The 18,376-nt window shown below is 72.8% G+C and carries 14 protein-coding genes; 9 read left to right on the top strand and 5 right to left on the bottom strand.

Going from position 1 to position 18,376, the window contains the following annotated elements; genetic code table 11:
• Positions 1–596 precede the first annotated feature (596 nt).
• Positions 597–1,517, top strand: coding sequence for a threonine/serine dehydratase (locus tag AB0G50_RS23260; protein WP_360112070.1), 921 nt, complete (start codon positions 597–599; stop codon positions 1,515–1,517).
• Here the strand turns inward: AB0G50_RS23260 and AB0G50_RS23255 are convergent.
• A complete protein-coding gene (locus AB0G50_RS23255; protein ID WP_360112068.1) occupies positions 1,514–2,971 on the bottom strand; it encodes an MFS transporter in 1,458 nt (485 codons plus the stop codon). The genes AB0G50_RS23260 and AB0G50_RS23255 overlap by 4 nt on opposite strands.
• A 176-nt stretch (positions 2,972–3,147) precedes the next feature.
• Positions 3,148–3,909: a GntR family transcriptional regulator gene (locus tag AB0G50_RS23250; protein ID WP_360112066.1), complete on the bottom strand. Its 762-nt coding sequence runs from the start codon at positions 3,907–3,909 to the stop codon at positions 3,148–3,150.
• Between the two features lie 228 nt (positions 3,910–4,137).
• Between AB0G50_RS23250 and AB0G50_RS23245 the strand changes: the two genes are divergently transcribed.
• The 5 genes from AB0G50_RS23245 to AB0G50_RS23225 are packed head-to-tail and all read left to right on the top strand — an operon-like array spanning position 4,138 to position 9,720.
• On the top strand, positions 4,138–5,424 hold the full coding sequence (locus tag AB0G50_RS23245; RefSeq protein ID WP_360112064.1) for a sugar ABC transporter substrate-binding protein: 1,287 nt from the start codon (positions 4,138–4,140) through the stop codon (positions 5,422–5,424).
• A gap of 8 nt (positions 5,425–5,432) precedes the next feature.
• On the top strand, positions 5,433–6,425 hold the full coding sequence (locus AB0G50_RS23240) for a sugar ABC transporter permease (RefSeq protein ID WP_360112062.1): 993 nt from the start codon (positions 5,433–5,435) through the stop codon (positions 6,423–6,425).
• Positions 6,422–7,243 carry a carbohydrate ABC transporter permease gene (locus AB0G50_RS23235; RefSeq protein ID WP_360112060.1) on the top strand — a complete coding sequence of 274 codons (822 nt, stop codon included), beginning with the start codon at positions 6,422–6,424 and terminating at the stop codon, positions 7,241–7,243. Before AB0G50_RS23240 ends, AB0G50_RS23235 begins: the two co-directional genes overlap by 4 nt.
• A gap of 3 nt (positions 7,244–7,246) precedes the next feature.
• Positions 7,247–8,662 carry a glycoside hydrolase family 3 N-terminal domain-containing protein gene (locus AB0G50_RS23230; RefSeq protein WP_360112058.1) on the top strand — a complete coding sequence of 472 codons (1,416 nt, stop codon included), beginning with the start codon at positions 7,247–7,249 and terminating at the stop codon, positions 8,660–8,662.
• Positions 8,663–8,676: 14 nt separating this feature from the next.
• Positions 8,677–9,720: an SIS domain-containing protein gene (locus AB0G50_RS23225; RefSeq protein WP_360112057.1), complete on the top strand. Its 1,044-nt coding sequence runs from the start codon at positions 8,677–8,679 to the stop codon at positions 9,718–9,720.
• A gap of 375 nt (positions 9,721–10,095) precedes the next feature.
• On the opposite strand, the gene nagA is transcribed toward AB0G50_RS23225, so the two are convergent.
• The gene (nagA, locus tag AB0G50_RS23220; RefSeq protein ID WP_360112055.1) at positions 10,096–11,289 is read right to left on the bottom strand and encodes an N-acetylglucosamine-6-phosphate deacetylase; all 1,194 of its coding nucleotides are present in this window, start codon (positions 11,287–11,289) and stop codon (positions 10,096–10,098) included.
• A gap of 196 nt (positions 11,290–11,485) precedes the next feature.
• On the opposite strand from nagA, the gene AB0G50_RS23215 reads away from it, so the two are divergent.
• A complete protein-coding gene (locus AB0G50_RS23215; protein WP_360112053.1) occupies positions 11,486–12,151 on the top strand; it encodes a FadR/GntR family transcriptional regulator in 666 nt (221 codons plus the stop codon).
• Positions 12,152–12,269: 118 nt separating this feature from the next.
• Here the strand turns inward: AB0G50_RS23215 and AB0G50_RS23210 are convergent, their stop codons facing one another.
• Complete coding sequence (locus AB0G50_RS23210) at positions 12,270–12,911, bottom strand: hypothetical protein (protein WP_360112051.1); 642 nt, start codon at positions 12,909–12,911, stop codon at positions 12,270–12,272.
• Between the two features lie 451 nt (positions 12,912–13,362).
• Between AB0G50_RS23210 and AB0G50_RS23205 the strand changes: the two genes are divergently transcribed.
• Both AB0G50_RS23205 and AB0G50_RS23200 read left to right on the top strand, forming a co-directional pair.
• On the top strand, positions 13,363–16,614 hold the full coding sequence (locus AB0G50_RS23205) for a S8 family serine peptidase (protein WP_360112049.1): 3,252 nt from the start codon (positions 13,363–13,365) through the stop codon (positions 16,612–16,614).
• A gap of 51 nt (positions 16,615–16,665) precedes the next feature.
• On the top strand, positions 16,666–17,571 hold the full coding sequence (locus AB0G50_RS23200; protein WP_360112047.1) for a BadF/BadG/BcrA/BcrD ATPase family protein: 906 nt from the start codon (positions 16,666–16,668) through the stop codon (positions 17,569–17,571).
• Positions 17,572–17,662: 91 nt separating this feature from the next.
• On the opposite strand, the gene AB0G50_RS23195 is transcribed toward AB0G50_RS23200, so the two are convergent.
• Complete coding sequence (locus AB0G50_RS23195; RefSeq protein ID WP_360112045.1) at positions 17,663–18,304, bottom strand: DUF3159 domain-containing protein; 642 nt, start codon at positions 18,302–18,304, stop codon at positions 17,663–17,665.
• Between the last annotated feature and the right edge of the window lie 72 nt (positions 18,305–18,376).

Below are 18,376 nucleotides of genomic sequence, written 5' to 3'. Positions count from 1 at the left end.
CGCGATCGCCGGTACGCTGAGAGTCGAAGCCGCGCCGGTGGTGAGCAGGACAGCCACCGCGAGGCGGACCGCACTCGTGCGGTTCATATGGACGTCTCCCTCATCTTCGGGTGCAGGGAACCCGAGAGGCTGGTTGCAGGGACCTCTCTCGGGGGCTCTAGGGGGACGGGTGGTGGGGCGGCGGCAGGGGTCGCCCCACCCCTTTTTTTCTTCCCCGTCGCAAAAGGCCCGAATGGGGCGGGAAGCGTCCGCGCGTCCGCCATCGGCGCTCCCCTTTCCGCGGTCACTACCGACCGGTATTCGCCCGTTCGAGCGACGTTATCAGCCTGTTACCTATAACGGCTCAGGCCATCCGGGGCTGAAGTGTGTCACAGACCACGCCGGCTTGACTGCGCTGTGTAGCAGTTGACAGTTAACTCTCACTCAAGGTAGTTACTCGATCACCGATTTGGGGTGATTTGCCAGAAGTAAGGGTTCCGGGCGTGCGCGTAGCCCGACTGTGAAAAGTCTTGGTCTTACCGGGTGACAACGAGAGACATTCCGTAGCCGCTTCGGGTCCCCGATGACTCGATGAGCGGCACCGGATCATGGAGTCCATGGACCTCGTGACCCTCGCCGACATCCGCGCGGCCGCCGCCGTGATCCGACCCGCCGCCGTGCGGACCCCGCTCCTCCGGTTCGCCGACGGGTTGTCGGTGAAGCCCGAATCGCTGCAACCCGTGGGCGCGTTCAAGATCCGGGGCGCCCTGAACGCGATCGCGCGACTGCCCGAGGACGTCCGGGCCCGAGGCGTGGTGGCGTACTCGAGCGGCAACCACGCGCAAGCGGTCGCCTACGCAGCGAAACTTTTTCGCATTCAGGCGACGATCGTGGTGCCCGAAAACGCCCCTGTGATCAAAGTCACGGCCACCCGCGCGTACGGAGCGAGGGTCGAGCTTGTGCCCATGGCGGAGCGCGAGTCGCGGGCGGCCGAGCTCGTGGCCGAAACCGGGGCGGCGCTCATCCCGCCGTTCGACCACCCGGACGTGATCGCCGGGCAGGGCACCGTCGGCCTCGAGATCGCCGAGGACTTCCCCGAGGTCGGCACCGTGCTGGTGCCGGTGAGCGGCGGCGGGCTGATCTCGGGCGTGGCGACGGCGGTGAAGGCGCTCGCGCCGGGCGCCAGGGTGATCGGCGTGGAGCCGGAACTGGCCGCGGACGCCGCCGAGTCGTTCCGGACCGGCGCCGTCGTGTCCTGGCCCGCCGAGGACCGCGCGCGGACCTCCGCCGACGGGCTGCGCGCCGTGCTGTCGGACCTGACCTTCGCCCACATCCGCGCCCGCGTGGACGACGTGGTGACGGTGACGGAGGAGGAGATCGCCGACGCGGTCCGGGCGCTGGCCCGGCAGACCCGGATCATCGCCGAACCCTCGGGCGCGGTGGCCGTCGCCGCGTGGCTCAGGCTGCGCTCGCCGGCCTCCGTCGCGGTCGTCTCCGGCGGCAACGTGGACCCGGACGTCCTCGCCGCGCTCCTCTAGCGCGCCGCCCGGTGGGCGGGCGGGCCGTCCACCGGGCAGCTGTGGGGCGGAGCCGGTTGAGACGGGGAGAGCACCCCGTTGTCGGTACCGAGGGCGAGCAGACCGCCCGCGGCCGAGGCGACGGCGCACACCAGCAGCGCGGTCTGCCAGCCGGCGGTGAGGGCGGCCGGGTCGGTGTAGGCGGACCCGGTCAACCCCGCCACGGCCGGGAGCACGGCGACCGCGACCAGGCTGCCGGTCCGGGCCACCGCGTTGTTGACCCCGGAGGCGACGCCCGCGAACCGGTCGGGCGCGGCGGCGAGCACGGTGGCCGTGACCGGCGCGACCACCAGCGCCAACCCGGCGCCGAACACCGTCACGCCCGGCAGCACGCCGGTCAGGTAGGACGCGCCCGGCTCGGCGCCGCGCAGCAGCAGCATGCCGACGCCGACGACCACAGGTCCGATGACCAGCTGGGCCCGTGGGCCGACCTTCTGGGCGAGCCGACCCGACCGGGCACTGGCCAGGAGCATGATCACCGTGATCGGCAGCCCGGCGAGGCCGGCCAGGGTGGGCGGGTAGCCCAGCGACACCTGGAGTTGCAGCACCATCAGCACCAGCACGCCGCCCAGCGCCGCGTACATCAGGAACGTCAGGGCGTTGGCCAGCACGAACGTCCGGTTCCGGAACAGCACGGGCGGCACCAGCGGGTCCCGCCCGCGCCGTTGCACGACGACGAACGCGACCAGCGCGGCGACCCCGGTGACCCCGGCCGCGACGACGAGCGCGTCGAGCCCGCGACCCGGCGCCTCGACCAGCGCGGCGGTCACCCCGGCCAGACCCAGTGCTCCGAGGACTGACTCCCCGATGTTGGGGTGACCGGTCACCTGCTCGTCGCGCGACTCCGGCACGTGCCGCCGGGCGAGCCACACGCAGAGGACCGCCACCGGCAGGTTCACCAGGAACGCGAGCCGCCACGACCAGGCCTGCACGAGCAGTCCTCCGAGCAGCGGCCCGACTGCGGCGGCCACGCCGGTGAGCCCGGACCACGCCCCGATCGCCCGCGCCCGGTCCTCGCGGGCGAACGCCGACTGGAGGATCGCGAGCGACCCCGGCGTGAGCAGCGCGCCGCCCACGCCCTGAAGCACCCGTGCCGCGACCAGCAGTTCCGTGGTCGGCGCCAGCCCGCACAGCAGCGAGGCCGCGCCGAACCAGATCACCCCGAAGGTGAACACCCGCCGCCTGCCGTACCGGTCGCCGAGCGACCCGGCCACCAGGATCAGCGAGGCGAGCGCCAGCAGGTACCCGTCGAGGATCCACTGGAGCCCGGACACCGAGGCGCCGAGCTCGACGCCGATCCGCGGCAGCGCCACGTTGACGATCGTGCTGTCCAGCATCGCCATGCCGGACCCGAGGATGGTCGTGGCCAGCACGAACCGGGCCTGCGCCGTACCCCACCCGACCGTGTCCGCCATGGGGCACATCCTCGTCCACCCGGCAGCCGACCACCATCTCCCCGCGGGCCCGCGCCCTTCCGCGGGGCCGCGTCGGCAGGTCGTGGCCGATTTCCGTCGATCACGCTCTTCGATCGACGGAAATCAGTCGCGACCTGCCGACTTCCAGGCGGCCACGCCGACCTGCCGGAGGCAGGTCAATCGGACACAGGCCGGTTCAGCGTCGCCACGAACTTGTAGCGGTCGCCGCGGTAGACCGAGCGCACCCACTCGACCGGGTTGCCCTCCGTGTCGAACGAGTGACGGGACAGCAGCAGCATCGGCAGCCCGATGTCCGCACCCAGCAACTCGGCCTCCTCGGGCGAGGCCAGCGCGGTCTCAATAGTCTCCTCGGCGTGGCCCATCTCCACGCCGAAGCGCTCCTTGAGCACCTGGTACAGCGAGGCACCAGGAGCCAGGTAGCGACGCAGGCCTCTGAATCGACCCAGTGCGAGGTGGGTCGTCTCGATCGCCATCGGCTCGCCGTCGGCCAACCGCAGCCGGTGCAGGCGCAACACCTTCGCGCCGGCACGAACACCGAGCAGTCGGGCCAGTTCCGCCTCGGCGGGCTGTTCCGACGCCTCGATCAGCCGCGACGACGGCTGCCTGCCCTGAGCCCGCATGTCCTCTGTGTACGAGGACAGTTGAAGCCGTTGTGCCACTTTGGGTTCCGCCGCGAAGGTGCCCTTGCCCTGCACCCGCAGCAACCTGCCCTCGACGGTCAACTCGGCCAACGCCTGCCTGACCGTCGTGCGCGAGACGTCGAACTCCGCCGCCAACGACCTCTCGGTCGGTATCGGCGAACCCGGCGGCAACGCGCGCAGCAGGTCGAGCAGGTGGCGCTTGAGTCCCCAGTACTTCGGCTCGCGCTGTGCGCGCGACCTGGCGTCCAAGCCGCTCCCAGGGCTCGTATCCAGCATGCCTTCCTCCTCGACCTTGCCAGCGCTCCCAGACACAGGATGCCTTGTCCACGTCGGAACGTGGACTCGAACCCCCGACAAGACCGACGAAAATTGATCCGATGACTTTGCAACGGTCCAGCAACGTCCTTGACATGCCCTGTGGCGAGGCACACTCTAGGCCGCATTGGTCTACACCACTCAGGGCGTCCGGTCGCTGGGACCGGGCATTGGGAAAGGGCGCACAACGTGAAGGGCTGGAGAGGACTGGCCGTCGGTGCCGCCGCAGTCGCGGTGGCCGTGGCCGGATGTGGCACGAGCACGCCGAGCAGCGACAGCGGCAAGTCCGGCGAACCCAAGACGCTGACGGTCTGGTTGATGGACGGTTCCGCGCCGACCACCTTGACCGACGCGCTGAACAAGGAGTTCCAGGACACGCACGCCGGCGTCACCGTCAAGTACGAGGTCCAGAAGTGGAACGGCATCCAGGAGAAGCTGACCACCGCTCTGACCAGCAACACCCCGCCGGACGTGATCGAGCTGGGCAACACCCAGACGGCGAAGTTCGCGGCCGAGCAGACGCTGCTCGACCTGAGCGGTGACGTGTCCTCCCTCAACGGCGACCAGTGGCTCTCGGGCCTCAAGGACTCGCTGACCTGGGACGGCAAGCAGTACGGCGTTCCGTTCTACGCCGCCAACCGCACGGTCCTGTACCGCACGGACATGTTCCAGGCCGCGGGCATCACCGCCGCTCCCACCTCGCGTGACGAGTGGCTGGCCGCGATCGAGAAGCTGAAGGCCGCGAACGCGTCCGACCCGGAGTTCCAGGCGCTGTACCTGCCTGGTCAGTCCTGGTACACCCTGCTGTCCTTCATCTGGGACGAGGGTGGCGACGTCGCCAAGGCGCAGGGCTCCGCGTGGGCCGGCTCGCTGAACACCCCGCAGGCCAAGGCCGGCGTCGACTTCTACAAGAAGCTCGTCGACGCGTCCGCCACCAAGGCTCCGAAGGACGTCGACGAGGCGACCCCGCAGCAGTCCGAGGTGTACGGCAAGGGCCACGTCGCGATGATGATCGGTCTCCCCTGGGAGGTCGGCACCGCCGCGAAGGCCGACCCGACGCTGAAGGACAAGACCGGCGCGTTCCCGATCCCGTCGAAGACCGCCGGCAAGACCGCGCCGGTGTTCCTCGGTGGCTCGAACCTCGCCGTGCCGGCCGGCTCCAAGAACCAGGACCTGGCCAAGGAGTACCTGAAGCTGCTGTCCTCCAAGAAGTACCAGGACCAGCTGGCCGAGGGCGGCTCCGTCCCCGGCACGTCGACCGACACCGCCAAGCTGGCCACCACGCCCGTCGGCAAGGCGCTCGCCGCCTCCGCCCCCAACGGCAAGGTCACCCCGACCACGCCCGCCTGGGCCGCCGTCGAGTCCGGCCAGAACCCGCTGAAGGACATGCTGACCGCGTACCTGACCGGTGCGAAGTCGCTCGACCAGGCGACCGGTGACGCCAACACGGCCCTGTCGAAGCTCCTGGCAGGCTGACGAAAGCAATGACGGCCGTGAACACGACCGACAGCGCGGTGCCGGCGAGGCGTTCCTCGTCGGCACCGCGCCGTGCCGCACCGGACGGCGCCCGTCGCCGTCGGGGCAGCGCCTTCGACCGGTTGCTGCCCTACCTGCTGCTGGCCCCAGCGGTCATCTCGATCCTGTGGTTGATCGGCTGGCCCGTGCTCTCCGTGCTGGTGACCAGCTTCCGCAAGCTCAACCTCAAGGAGCTCACGCGCGGCGAGGTCGTGTGGGTCGGCTTCGACAACTACGCGCAGATCCTCGGCGACTCGACGTTCTGGACCATCGCGCTCCGCACGGTGCTGTTCACCGCGTTCGTCGTGGTCGCCTCGGTCCTCGCGGGCCTGCTGATCGCGCTGCTGATGCGCCGGGTCGGCACCGCGGCGCGGATCGCGCTCCAGGTCGCGATGCTGCTGGCCTGGGCGATGCCGCTGCTCGCGGCGACCACCGTCTACCAGTGGATGTTCGACCAGCAGTACGGGATCCTGAACAAGACCCTGGTGAAGCTGGGCTTCGACTCGTTCGCCGGGCACTCGTGGTTCACCACGGGCACGTCCACGCTCGGCGTGATCGGGCTGCTGATCGTCTGGCAGGCGGTCCCGTTCCTCGCCTTCTCGCTGTACGCGGGCGCCATCGGCATCCCGAAGGACCAGTACGAGGCGGCGGGCATCGACGGCGCGTCGGCGTGGCAGACCTTCCGCGCGGTCACCTGGCCGGAGCTGAAGCCGCTGCTGCTGATGGTGACGTTCCTGTCGATGCTGTGGGACTTCAAGGTGTTCGCGCAGATCTGGGCGTTCAAGCGCGGTGGTCCGGACGGCGGCAGCACGACGCTGCCCGTCTACCAGTACCTGGAGGGCATCTCCAAGAGCCACTTCGGCGTCGCGGCCGCGATCAGCGTGGTCATGGTGGCGTTGCTGGCCCTGCTGACCGTCGCGTACCTGCGCCGGCTGGTGCGATCCCAGGAGGGTGAGCTGTGAGGCCCAAGAAGGTGGCGGCGAACGTCGCGGCGATCCTCATCGCCGTGTTCTTCGCCTTCCCGACCTACTGGATGGTGACCACGGCGCTGAAGCCGCGCATCGACCTGCTGTCGACGGGGTACGACCTGATCCCGTTCTCGTTGACGAACGTCAACTTCTCGACCGCGTGGAACAAGCCGGGCTTCCTGAACGCGCTGGGCAACAGCCTGTTCGTGTCCCTGGCCGCCGTGCTGGCCGCCCTCGTGGTGGGCCTGCTCGCGGCGGTCGCGCTTTCCCGCCTGCGCTTCCGGGGCCGCAAGGGCTTCGTGCTGCTCATGCTGATCGCGCAGATGGCGCCGTTCGAAGCGCTGCTGATCCCGATGTTCCTGATGATGCGCGACCTCGACCTGCTGGACAAGCTGCCGGCGCTCGCGCTGATCTACTTCGCGGTGACGCTGCCGTTCTGCGCGTGGACGTTGCGCGGGTTCGTCAACGGGATCCCGCTCGAGCTGGAAGAGGCGGCCATGGTCGACGGCTGCGGCCGGTGGGGCGCGTTCTGGCGCGTCACGCTGCCGCTGCTGGGCCCCGGCCTGGTCGCCACGTCGGTGTTCGCGTTCGTGACCGCGTGGAACGAGTTCCTGTTCGCGCTGTCGCTGATGAAGGACCAGACGAAGGAGACCCTGCCCGTGTGGCTGAGCGGTTTCCAGACCAACTTCGGCACCGACTGGGGTGGCGCGATGGCCGCGTCCGCCCTGTTCACCCTGCCGGTGCTGGTGTTCTTCCTGATCGTGCAGCGCAAGATGGTCGGCGGCGTGACGGCCGGCGCGGTGAAGGGGTAACCGATGTCGTTACACCGACTCGCCTCGGCCGTGCTGCTGCCCGGCTTCCACGGGACCACCGCTCCCGACTGGCTGCTGGAGCGGGTCGCCGACGGCCTCGGCGGTGTGGTGCTGTTCGGCCGCAACGTCGAGTCCGACGAGCAGGTGGCGGCGCTGTCCGCACAGCTGCGCGGCGTGCGGCCGGACGTGGTCATCGGGATCGACGAGGAGGGTGGCGACGTCACCCGCCTCGACTACGGGCGCGGCTCCGAGGTGCCGGGCAACCACGCGCTCGGCGCGGCCGACGACCCGGGGCTGACCCGGGCCGTCGCCACGTCGATCGGCGCGCGGCTGGCCGCGTGCGGGGTCTCGCTGAACCTCGCGCCCTCGGCCGACCTGGTGCTCACGCTCGAGGACCCGGTCATCGGGGTGCGGTCGTTCGGCTCCGACCCGGCGCACGCGGGCCGGCACGTGGCGGCCTACGTCGAGGGGTTGCAGGCCACCGGTGTCGCGGCGTGCGCGAAGCACTTCCCCGGCCACGGTGCGTCCACTGTGGACTCGCACGAGGCGCTGCCGGTGCTGCCCCGCACCGTCGAGGAACTCCGCGCGGTCGAGTTCGTGCCGTTCCACGCGGCGGTGCTGGCGGGCGCCCGGTCGATCATGACCGGGCACCTGGTCGTGCCCGAGTGGGGTCCGGAGCCCGCCACGCTGAACGAGGTGGCGGTGCGGGCGCTGCGCGACGAACTCGGCTTCACCGGCGCGGTGATCACCGACGGGCTGGACATGAAGGCCGTGGGCGGCGACCTGGCCGCGGGCTCGGTCAAGGCCCTGGCGGCCGGTGTCGACGCGCTGTGCCTCGGCGGCGAGCCGCTGGACGACGCGGGCCTGGAGTGGCTGGTCGAGAGCATCGTGGCGGCGGTCGGCGACGGCAGGCTGTCCCGCGAGCGGCTCGAGGAGGCGGCCCGCCGGACGGCGGCGCTCGGCACCCCGCCGAGGGTCGGCGAGGGTCGGGACGTCGCGCTCGGCCAGGAGGCCGCGCGGCGGGCGCTGGAGGTCCGCGGCGCGCTGCGGCTGTCCGGGCCGCCCGTGGTGCTCGACCTGCCGGTGGAGGCGTCCATCGCGGTGGGCGAGGTGCCGTGGGGTCTGGCGCCGTACCTGGTCGAGCTGGTGCCCGGCACCGCGGTGGCGCCGGTGGCGTCCGCCGACGAGGTGGCGGCGTTCGCGGCCGGGCGTACCGTGGTGGTCGTCACTCGGGAGGTCCACCGGTTCCCGTGGGCTCGCGATCTGCTGACCTCGTTGGTTAACATTGGTCTAGACCTAGTGCACGTCGAAACCGGCGTTCCGGGTCCCGACCTGGGCACTGCTGCCCGCGTGGACACCCATGGCGGTTCACGGGTGTGCCTGCGTGCCGCGGCAGAGCGCATCGCCGCCAGCATCTGACAGGGGTTATTGCGATGACCGACCACCAGCCCGGCAGGCACATGGCGGCCGAGATCGACCAGCAGCCCGGGATCTTCTCCGACCTGTACGACCGGCGGTCCGCGATCGCGGGCGTCGCCGACGTGATCCGGGAGCGGCAGCCGCGGTTCGTGCTGCTGGCCGCGCGCGGGTCGTCCGACCACGCGGCGCTGTACGCCAAGTACCTCACCGAGGTGCTGTTGCAGCTGCCCGCCGGGTTGGTGTCCCCGTCCACCACGACGCTCTACGGCGCCCAGCCCGACCTGCGGGATGTGCTGCTGGTCTCGGTGTCCCAGTCCGGCGGGTCGCCCGACCTGCTCGAGGTGACGCAGTCGGCGCGGGCCCGCGGCGCGCTGACCGTGGCGGTGACCAACACCTCGGACTCGCCGCTCAACGGCGCGGCCGAGCTGTCGGTGGACGTCGGCGCGGGCCTGGAGAAGGCCGTGGCGGCGACCAAGACGTACTCCGCGACGCTGCTGGCGCTGTACCTGCTGGTCGACGCGATCCGCGGCGGCGACGGAGCGGCGGCGGCCTCGCTGGGCGCGCTCGCGCAGTCCACTTTGGACGCCTCCGAGGAGGCGGTGGCCGACGCCGTGCAGCGGTACCGGTTCGTGGACCGGGTGCTGACCACCGGCCGCGGCTACTCGCTGCCGTCGGCGCTGGAGTCGGCGCTGAAGCTCGCCGAGACCTCGTACCTGGCCGCGCGCGCGTACAGCGGCGCGGACCTGCTGCACGGCCCGGTGGCGGCCGTGGACGGCGAGACCGCCGTGCTGGCGGTGACGAGCAAGGGCAAGGGCGGCGACGCCCTGCACGACGTCCTGGACGTGGTCCACGGGCGCGGCGCGGACGTGGTCGCCGTGGGGTCGGCTTCGTCCGATGTGCCCGCCGCGCTCCGGATCCCGGTGGCGGAGACGGCCGAGGAGGTGGCCCCGATCCTGGAGATCCTCCCGGTCCAGCGCCTGGCGCACGGCCTGTCCCTGGCGCGCGGCGGCGACCCGGACGCCCCGCGCGGCCTGAAGAAGGTCACCCAGACCCGCTGACCAGGACTTCGAGGGGGGCGGTGGCCGCGGCGGCCACCGCCCCTTTCGCGTGCCCGGGGGTCTTGGGGGCACGCCGGGCGTGGCGGCGTTCGTGGGCGGGAGGCGAACACGGACGTCGCGGACCGCGCGGTCCGGCACGAAGCGGCGGCGCGGAACCCCGAACCGTCCGCCGGGCTCTCGAGGCCTTCGCCCGAAAGGCGAACGCGCGTGTCGGGGTGGTCCGGTTTCCCGGAGCACCGCGACACGCGCGTTCGGCGCTCGGCGGGCGGGTTCGCCGAGCGGGTGCCCGTGCCGAGGGCTCGTGGGGCCTGGGTGGAGGACTCGCGCGGGCATTCGCGAGTCCTCCGGCCGGGTGCCACGAGCCCTCGGGCGGGGTCAGGCGACCGTGGCGGCTTCCAGCGGCCGGCGGGCGTCCTGGTCGGCGTCGTAGACGACCTCGCCGTCGACCCACACCCGGCGGGGGCGCAGGTCGTCGGTCCACCAGACCAGGTCGGCCACGGCGCCCGGCGCCAGGCGGCCCAGGGTCGGCTCGCCGATCACGTCGGCCGGGATCACCGTCGCGGCCGACAGGGCGGCGGCCACGTCCACGCCCACCGACACGATGTTGCGCACGGCGCGGTCCAGGGTCAGCGCGCTGCCCGCGATGGTGCCCTCCGGCGAGCGCGGCACGCCGTCCTCGGTCAGCACGACGTCCGCACCGCCCAACTGGTACCGGCCCGGAGGCATGCCCGCGGCGGCCACGGCGTCCGTCACGAGCGCGACCCGGTGCCCGGCCGCGTTGAACACGAGCCGGCACACGTCCGGACCCACGTGGGCCAGGTCGGCGATCAGGCCCAGGGTGAAGCGGTCGTCCACCAGGGCGACGCCCGGCACGCCCGGCTCGCGGTGCCCGAGCGGGCGCTGCGCGTTGAACAGGTGCGTCACCATGCGCGCGCCGGCCTCGGCCGCGGCACGGGTCTGCTCGCCGGTCGCGTCGCTGTGCCCCACGGCCACCAGCACGCCCGCCTCGGCGAGCCGGCGCACGGCCTCCAGGCCGAACGGCTGCTCGGGCGCCAGCGTCACCATGCGCAGCGAGGTGCGCAGCAGTTCGTCGGACAGCAGTTCGTCCAACTGGGCCGGTCCGGGCTCCACCATCAGCGACGGGTCGTGCACGCCCGGCCGCTTCGGCGACAGGAACGGGCCCTCCAGGTGGATGCCCAGCGGCTTCGCGCCCGATCCCTCGGGCAGCGCCGCCGCGGCGGTCAGCACGTCGCGCGCCTGGCGCACCGCCACCGGCACGGGCGCGGTGATCAGCGTCGGCAGGAACCGGGTGACCCCGGTGCGCGGGAGCGCTCTCGCGACCGCGAGCATGCCGGCGGCGTCGACCTCGGCGAAGTCGATCCCGACCGCGCCGTTGACCTGCACGTCCACCAGGCCCGCGGTGAGCAGCCCCCCGGTCAGCACCTCGGCGCCGGCGGGTGGGTCACCCGGGACGACCTCCTCGATCCGGCCCGCCCTGATGCGCACGCCGGCGGGACCGGTGATGGTGCGACCGAGCAGTGCTCGCGGAGCTGCGACAACCGTGTCCAAGGTCCCTCCTCCAAAATGGTCCAGACCATTATGGCCGCAATCAGTGCAAGACGTCACGTATAAGTTGGAAGATAACCGTACTGATTCGATTCCGGTAAATGCTCGCCAAACCGGCGGGGCCGTCCGGCGGACGCGGATCGTTGGCCCATACTTGGCGCCAGACATCCGAGGTCTACCGACGAGTCGAGGTTTCGGCGTGGCAGTGACCGACGACGCGATCCTGCGCGTCAAGGAAATGATCGTGACCGGGGAGCTGAAGCCGGGCGACCGCCTGCCGCGCGAGGCCGACCTGGCCGAGCGGCTGGGGTTGTCGCGCAACTCGCTGCGCGAGGCCGTGAAGGCGTTGTCCCTGGTCAGGGTCCTGGACGTGCGCCAGGGTGACGGCACCTACGTGTCCAGCCTGCGCGCCGACGACCTGCTGGGCGCGCTGTCGTTCGTGCTGGAGCTGCACCGGGGCGAGGAGTCCGTGCTGGAGGTGCTGGAGGTCAGGCGCATCCTGGAGCCGGCCGCGACCGCGATGGCCGCGCAGCGGGTCGGCCCGGAGGAGGTCGCCGCGCTGCGGGCGCTGTGCGACGAGGCGGAGACCACCCGGTCGGTCGAGGACCTGGTCCGGCACGACCTGGAGTTCCACCAGGCCATCGCGCGGTGCTCGGGCAACGCCTACCTCGCCCAGCTGCTGGACACGATGGCGGGCCCCACCGTCCGGGCCCGGATCTGGCGCGGCATCGCGGAGGGCGGCGCGGTGGAGCGGACGGTCTCCGAGCACCGGGCGATCGTGGACGCCCTGGCCGACCGCCAGGCCGACCTGGCCCGCTCGTGGTCGACGGTGCACGTGGCGAGCGTGGAGCACTGGCTGTCCTAGCGCGGTCCCGGCCAGTAGTCGGATGATCCGCTCGCGGATCGCGTCCGGACGCACCGGTGTCGGCGGTCCGGGCCGGACGCACGGGTGGGTGCCCGCGCGTCCGACCCGGACCGTCCACTCAGGACAGTCCGGGCTCCGTCGGCGCGCGGTACCGGTCGCCGACGCCGCCGGAGTCCGCGCCGGACACCGCGACGTAGTCGAACGCCGACAGGTGCCCGCTCCACTCGTGCACGCCGCGCACCGGCACGCCGGACTTCGCCGCGAGCAGCAGCAGGGCGAGGTTCCCGTCCACACCCGACGCGTCGAGCGGCAGCACGTGGTCGTCGTCGCCGACCGCGGGCAGGCCCTCCAGCGCCAGGATCGCGGTCCGCTCGGCCCGCGTCGGCTCGGCGCGGCGCAGGATGTCGAGGGCCTCCTCGCGGGTCAGCAGGCCGGACAGCGGCGCGAAGTCCACCAGGGCCACCACCTCCTCCGGCGACAACCCGGCCAGGAACCGCCACAGCGGCACGCCCGCCCGCCGGGCCGCCAGGTCCCACGCCGCGTTGACCACCGCCGCCAACGCCGCGTCGTCCGCGCCCGCGAGGTCGGCCCGCAGCGCGACGAGCTGGTCCGGCCGCTCCGGCGCGTGCCTGCCCACCACGTGCGGCGCGAGCGCCTGCCAGTCCACGCCCTCCGGCGCGCGCCCGTACCCGTCGGGCCCCTCGTCGGTCCGCAGCACGACCTGCTCGCCCGCCACGTCCAGCGCCACCACGCGGGCCATCAGCCGCGTCCGGGGGTGTGTCGTCGCATGACCGGTCCCTCGATTTCCCGCTCGACCGCGTCACCCGCTCGGCGGAGCGACAGCGGTTTCGGATGACCGGGAGCGACTCCGGTCGCGACGCCAGGGGTGAAGTCGTCACCAGGACGAGGGACGGTGCACCGGGTCGGGTAGCGCACCGGCCCGGCGGCTCCGAAGATCACGTCCAGGCTGGAAGAATCCTGCTCCGGCCCGCCGGCGACGGCGGTCGGCGAGGCGCGGTGGCCCGTCGTGCCGCCGGTCGCGCGGCCGGCGGGACGTGGCGAACCCGGTGTTCCGACCCGCGGGAACTGCAAGGCTGGTCCTCCTGGGAAAGTACGGACATACATCGGATGTATAGCCCGTTCCGATGTCGTCGTCCAGACCGGACGGGCCGAGTCGTCCGATGAGTGGGATGCCCGAACGAAGGAAGTCGATGAAGCGACACCGCGTGGCCCTGCTGGCCGCGGCCCTGGTCGCCACGCTCGCCGCGTCGGGTGTGGCGGGCGCGGACGACGAACGTCCCGAACCGCTGGCCGCCTCGACGCTGCCGGCGCCCGCGAGCGGGTCGTCCGAACGGATCGGCACCACCCTGGCGGCGGCGACCGGCGCGGTCACCGCGTTCGTGGAGCTGGCCACGACGCCCGCGTCCCAGGTGTTCGCCGACGAGAAGGCGGGCGGCGCGGGCGACGCGCAGGCCGCGTCCTCGGCCCGGGAGAGCCGCGCGGACACCGGCGAGGTGGCCGACAAGGTCGTGGACGTGCTGCGGGGCAAGGACGCCGGCACCCGCGAGGTGGCCAAGACGGCCAACGCGGTGCCCGGCGTGGTGGTCACCGCCGACGCGGCGAAGGTGCGCGAACTGGCCGCGCTGCCCGAGGTGAGGTCGGTGCGGCTGGCCGTGCCCAAGTCCGTGCAGAACGCGAGCGCGGTGCAGCTCACCCGGGCCGCGCGGATCTGGCGGCAGACCGGCAAGACCGGGCAGGGCCTGCGGGTCGGGATCATCGACACCGGCGTGGACTACACGCACGCGGACTTCGGCGGCACCGGCACGACGGAGGCGTTCGACGCGGTCGACCGGTCCGGGCCGTGGACGCCCACCGGCAAGGTCGTCGGCGGCTACGACTTCTCGGGCGACGAGTACGACGCGCTCGACCCGGCGCACGCCACCCCGAAGCCGGACCCGAACCCGCTGGACTGCCAGGGTCACGGCACGCACGTCGCGGGCACCGCCGCCGGGTACGGCGAGAACGCCGACGGCAGCACGTTCACCGGCGACCACACGACGCTGACCGACGCGCAGCTGGACACCATGCGGATCGGGCCGGGCACGGCGCCGGGCGCGTCGCTCTACGCGCTGAAGGTGTTCGGCTGCAAGGGTTCCACCAACCTGTCCGGCCAGGCGATGGACTGGGCGCTCGACCCGGACGGCGACGGCGACCCGTCCGACCACCTCGACGTGGTGAACATGTCGCTGGGCACCGACTACGGCGGCCAGGACGACCCGGACGGCCTGTTCGCCCGCAAGCTCGTGGAGCACGGCGTGCTGGTGGTGGCCTCGGCGGGCAACGGCGGCGACTTCTACGACGTGGGCGGCGCGCCCGGCAACACCCCCGAGGTGCTCGCGGTCGCCAACACCCGGGACGCCTACGCGCTGCTGGACGGCGCGAACGCGGAGGGGATCGGCGACCTGCCCGGCCAGTACGGCCAGAACTTCACCGCCTACCCCGCGCTGGACCTGACCCGGCCGGTGGTGACCGTGGCGGACACCGCGAACGCGGACGGCTGCGCGCCGATCACCCAGGACCTCAAGGGCAGCCTGGTGTGGCTGGAGTGGGACGAGGACGACGTGACGCGCAAGTGCGGCTCGGCGATCCGGGCCGACCACGCGCGCGACGCGGGCGCGGACGGGGTGCTGCTGTCCTCGACCGCGGACGTGTTCTCGGCGGCCATCGCGGGCAACGACGCGGTGCCGACGTTCCAGTTCACCGCGACCGCGACGGCGGCCGTGCGACCGGCGCTGGAGGCCGGGACGCTGCGGGTCCGGCTGACCGGCAAGCTGCGCAACTCGGTGCCGACGCGCAACCCCACGCTCGCGGACACCCTCACGCCGTCGTCGGCGCGCGGCGCCCGCGGTCGGGAGGCGGCGAAACCGGACGTGGCCGCGCCGGGCGACACCATCGTGTCCGCGGGCGTCGGCACCGGCAACGGCGCGCTGTCCAAGGGCGGCACCTCGATGGCCTCGCCGCACGTGGCGGGCATCGGCGCGCTGGTGCGGCAGGCGCACCCGGGGTGGACGCCCGAGGAGGTCAAGGCGGCGATCATGAACACCGCCGGCGCGGGCGTGACCTCGGGCGACGACCACGGCACCGGGCAACCCGAGGCACCGATGCGGGTCGGCGCGGGCCGGGTGGACGCGGTGGACGCGCTCGGCACCGACCTGCTGGCCATGGTCACCGACTCGCGCGGCGCCGTCGGCGTGTCGTTCGGACCGGTGGAGGTGGCGCGCAACGCGTTGCCGCACAAGGCGGTCCGGCTGGTGAACAAGTCGTCGGCCGACCGCGAGGTGACGCTGCGGTACGAGGCCGCGACCGAGGTGCCGGGCGCGGTGGTCGACGTGACGCCGGCCGCGGTGCGGGTGCCGGCGGGCGGGTCGGCCGAGGTGACCGTGACACTCCGGCTCACCGGCGGCGACCTGCGCAAGGTGGGCGACCCGACGGTGGAGCGCACCCAGAACGGGGTGGCGCGGCAGTTCCTGGCCGAGGTGTCCGGGCGGGTGCTGGTGTCCTCGGGCGCGACGGTGCTGCGGGTTCCGGTGTACGCCGCGCCGAAGCCGGTGTCGGACCTGTCGGCGGTGCTGGTGGGCGGGAAGCTGCGGTTGCGCGGCGAGGGGTTGGCGCAGGGCAGCGGGCCCGAGGCGTACCGGTCGCTGGTGTCGGTCTTCGAGTTGCAGGGCGAGAGCCCGCGGCTGCCGGACTGCTCGGACGAGGTGAAGACCGACTGCGCGGTGAACACCTCGGCCAAGGGCGGCGACCTGCGCTACGTGGGCGTGTCCTCGACCGCGCCGGTGGACGAGGCCAGGCCGCTGCTGGCGTTCGGGATCGCGACCTGGGGCGACTGGTACACCCTGGGCGTCGGCAACACGCCGGACGTGCGGATCGACACGACCGGCGACGGGCTGCCGGACTTCTCGGTGAAGGCGGCGAAGCCGACCGACCCGACCGGGAACGTGACGGCGGACGTGTGGGTCGCGGAGACGGTGCGGCTGTCCGACGGCGCGGTGGTCGACCAGCAGCCGCTGAACGGGCAGTACGGCAACGTCGACACCAACGTGATGGACACCGACGTCGTGGTGCTGCCGGTGGGCGTGGCGGCGCTGGGCCTCGACCCGACCGCGCCGTCGGCCCGGATCTCCTACACCGTCGGCACGACGGGCTCCTACCCCGCGCCGGGCAACGAGGGCGGGTACGTCGACCGGATCCCGGGCACGTTCTCGTTCGACGTGCTGCGGCCGGGCTTGTCGGTGCGGGCGGCGGGCGCGGCGGCGCTGTCGTTCGTCGGCAGGTCGGGCGTGGCGCTGGACGTGGTGCGGGACGAGGAGGCGCTGGCGCTCGACGGGCCGTCGGCGCGGTTCCTGGTGCTCCAGCACCACAACGCGTCCGGGTCGCGGGCACAGGTCGTGACGGACTGACAACCCCTTTGGACGTGCCGGTTCCGGTTTCTTGGCGGAATACTCGCTCGAATGGGCTTCTTCGTCGGTCTTGACGCGGGCGGCACGGCCACCAGGGCACTGGTGCTGGACGTCGACGGCTCACGGTTGGGCGCGGGGGTGGCGGGCGGCGCGAACCCGCACTCCCACCCGCCGGAGAAGGCCGCCGAGCACGTGGAGCAGGCCCTGCGCGCCGCGCTGGACGGGTTGGACGCGCGCAAGGTCCAGTCCGGTGTGCTGGGCATGGCGGGCACCAGTCGGATGGCCGACCCGCGGGTGTCGGTGCTGTTCGAGCAGGCCTGGGCGTCCTCGGGGTTGCGCTGCCCGATGCGCGTGATCACCGACGCGGAGGCCGCGTTCGCGTCCGGCTCCCCCGCGCCCGACGGCACCGTGCTGATCGCCGGCACCGGCTCGATCGGCGCGCGCATCGAGGACCACCGGCTGACCTCGACCACCGGCGGCGACGGCTGGCTGCTCGGCGACGAGGGTTCGGCCTACTGGCTCGGCCGCGAGGCGGTGCGCGCGACCCTGCGCGCGTTGGAGGCGGGCACCGAGAGCCCGTTGACGAAAGCCGTGCTGGGCCGGGCGAAGGCGACCACCCGGCGGCAGCTGATCGCGGCGGTCAACGCGGTCGCGCCCGTCGTCCTCGCCACCTACGCCCCGCTGGTCACCGCGAACGCGGCGGACCCGGCGGCCGACGCGATCATCTCGGCCGCGGTCGCCCACCTGACCGCGCTGGCGCTCGCGGGCCACACCCCGGGCACACCCCTGGTGCTGACCGGCAGCCTGATCCACGCCCACCCGCTGGGCGCGGCACTGCGGCGCTCCCTGGCCCGCCGGGGCCCGGGTCCGATCACCACCACCACGAACGGCGCGCCCGGCGCGGCCTGGTTGGCCGCGGTGGCCACCCTGGGCGCGCAGGCGCCGCGCCCCGCCTGAGGCGTGTCCGACACCTGATCCCGCGGCGACCCGACCGGTGCCGCGGCGGTCGCGCCTCGCGGCACCGCGCGTCCGGCTCGACCACCGGGACTCAGGACGGCGCGGACTCGCGGGGGTGCCGCAGACCGGGGTGGTCCGCAGGCAGCGAGCGGCGGAGCAGGTACCAGCTGACCGCGATGCACAGCACCTGGAGCGGCCACGTCAGCACGACCCGGGTGACCGCGAGGGCGACCACCTGGCCGGTCGCCCACAGCGCGCCGAACACCAGCACCCGCACCACGTACTGCCCGACCCACGGCCAGGACGCGACCCGGTAGGCCCGCATCAGGTCGGGGTCGCGGCGCCAGCGGAACTTCTGCCCGGTCAGCAGGCCGACGACCACGCCGAGCAGCGGCCACCGCACCACGATGGACGCGGTCCAGACCAGCGCGCTGGCCGCGTTCACGAACACCTGGAGCAGGAAGAAGTCCTCGGCCCGGCCGGTGCGCAGCGCCACGTACGCGGCCAGCACGATCAGCGCCACGCTCACCACGACGGCGCGCGGCTTGTCGCCGCGCACCACCCGGATCACGGCGATCACCAGCCCGCACGCCACGGCGGCGAGCGCGCCCCACTCGACGGACTGGCCCGCGAGCAGCCAGCCGAGGGCGAAGGCCAACGGCGGCAGCGACGCGTCCACGGCGCCACCACGGCCACCCAGCAACTGGCCAAGCGACTCACGCGTGTCGGTCATGCCCTCCAGCTTGCCTTAGCCTTTCCTTACCACAGGTAACAGGCCGGCATCGGCCCATTGACCCGAGTGACC

It is taken from the genome of Actinosynnema sp. NPDC020468 (genome assembly GCF_040642015.1).
Classification (GTDB): Bacteria; Actinomycetota; Actinomycetes; order Mycobacteriales; family Pseudonocardiaceae; genus Actinosynnema.
This window is presented reverse-complemented; position numbering and strand designations above follow the sequence as displayed.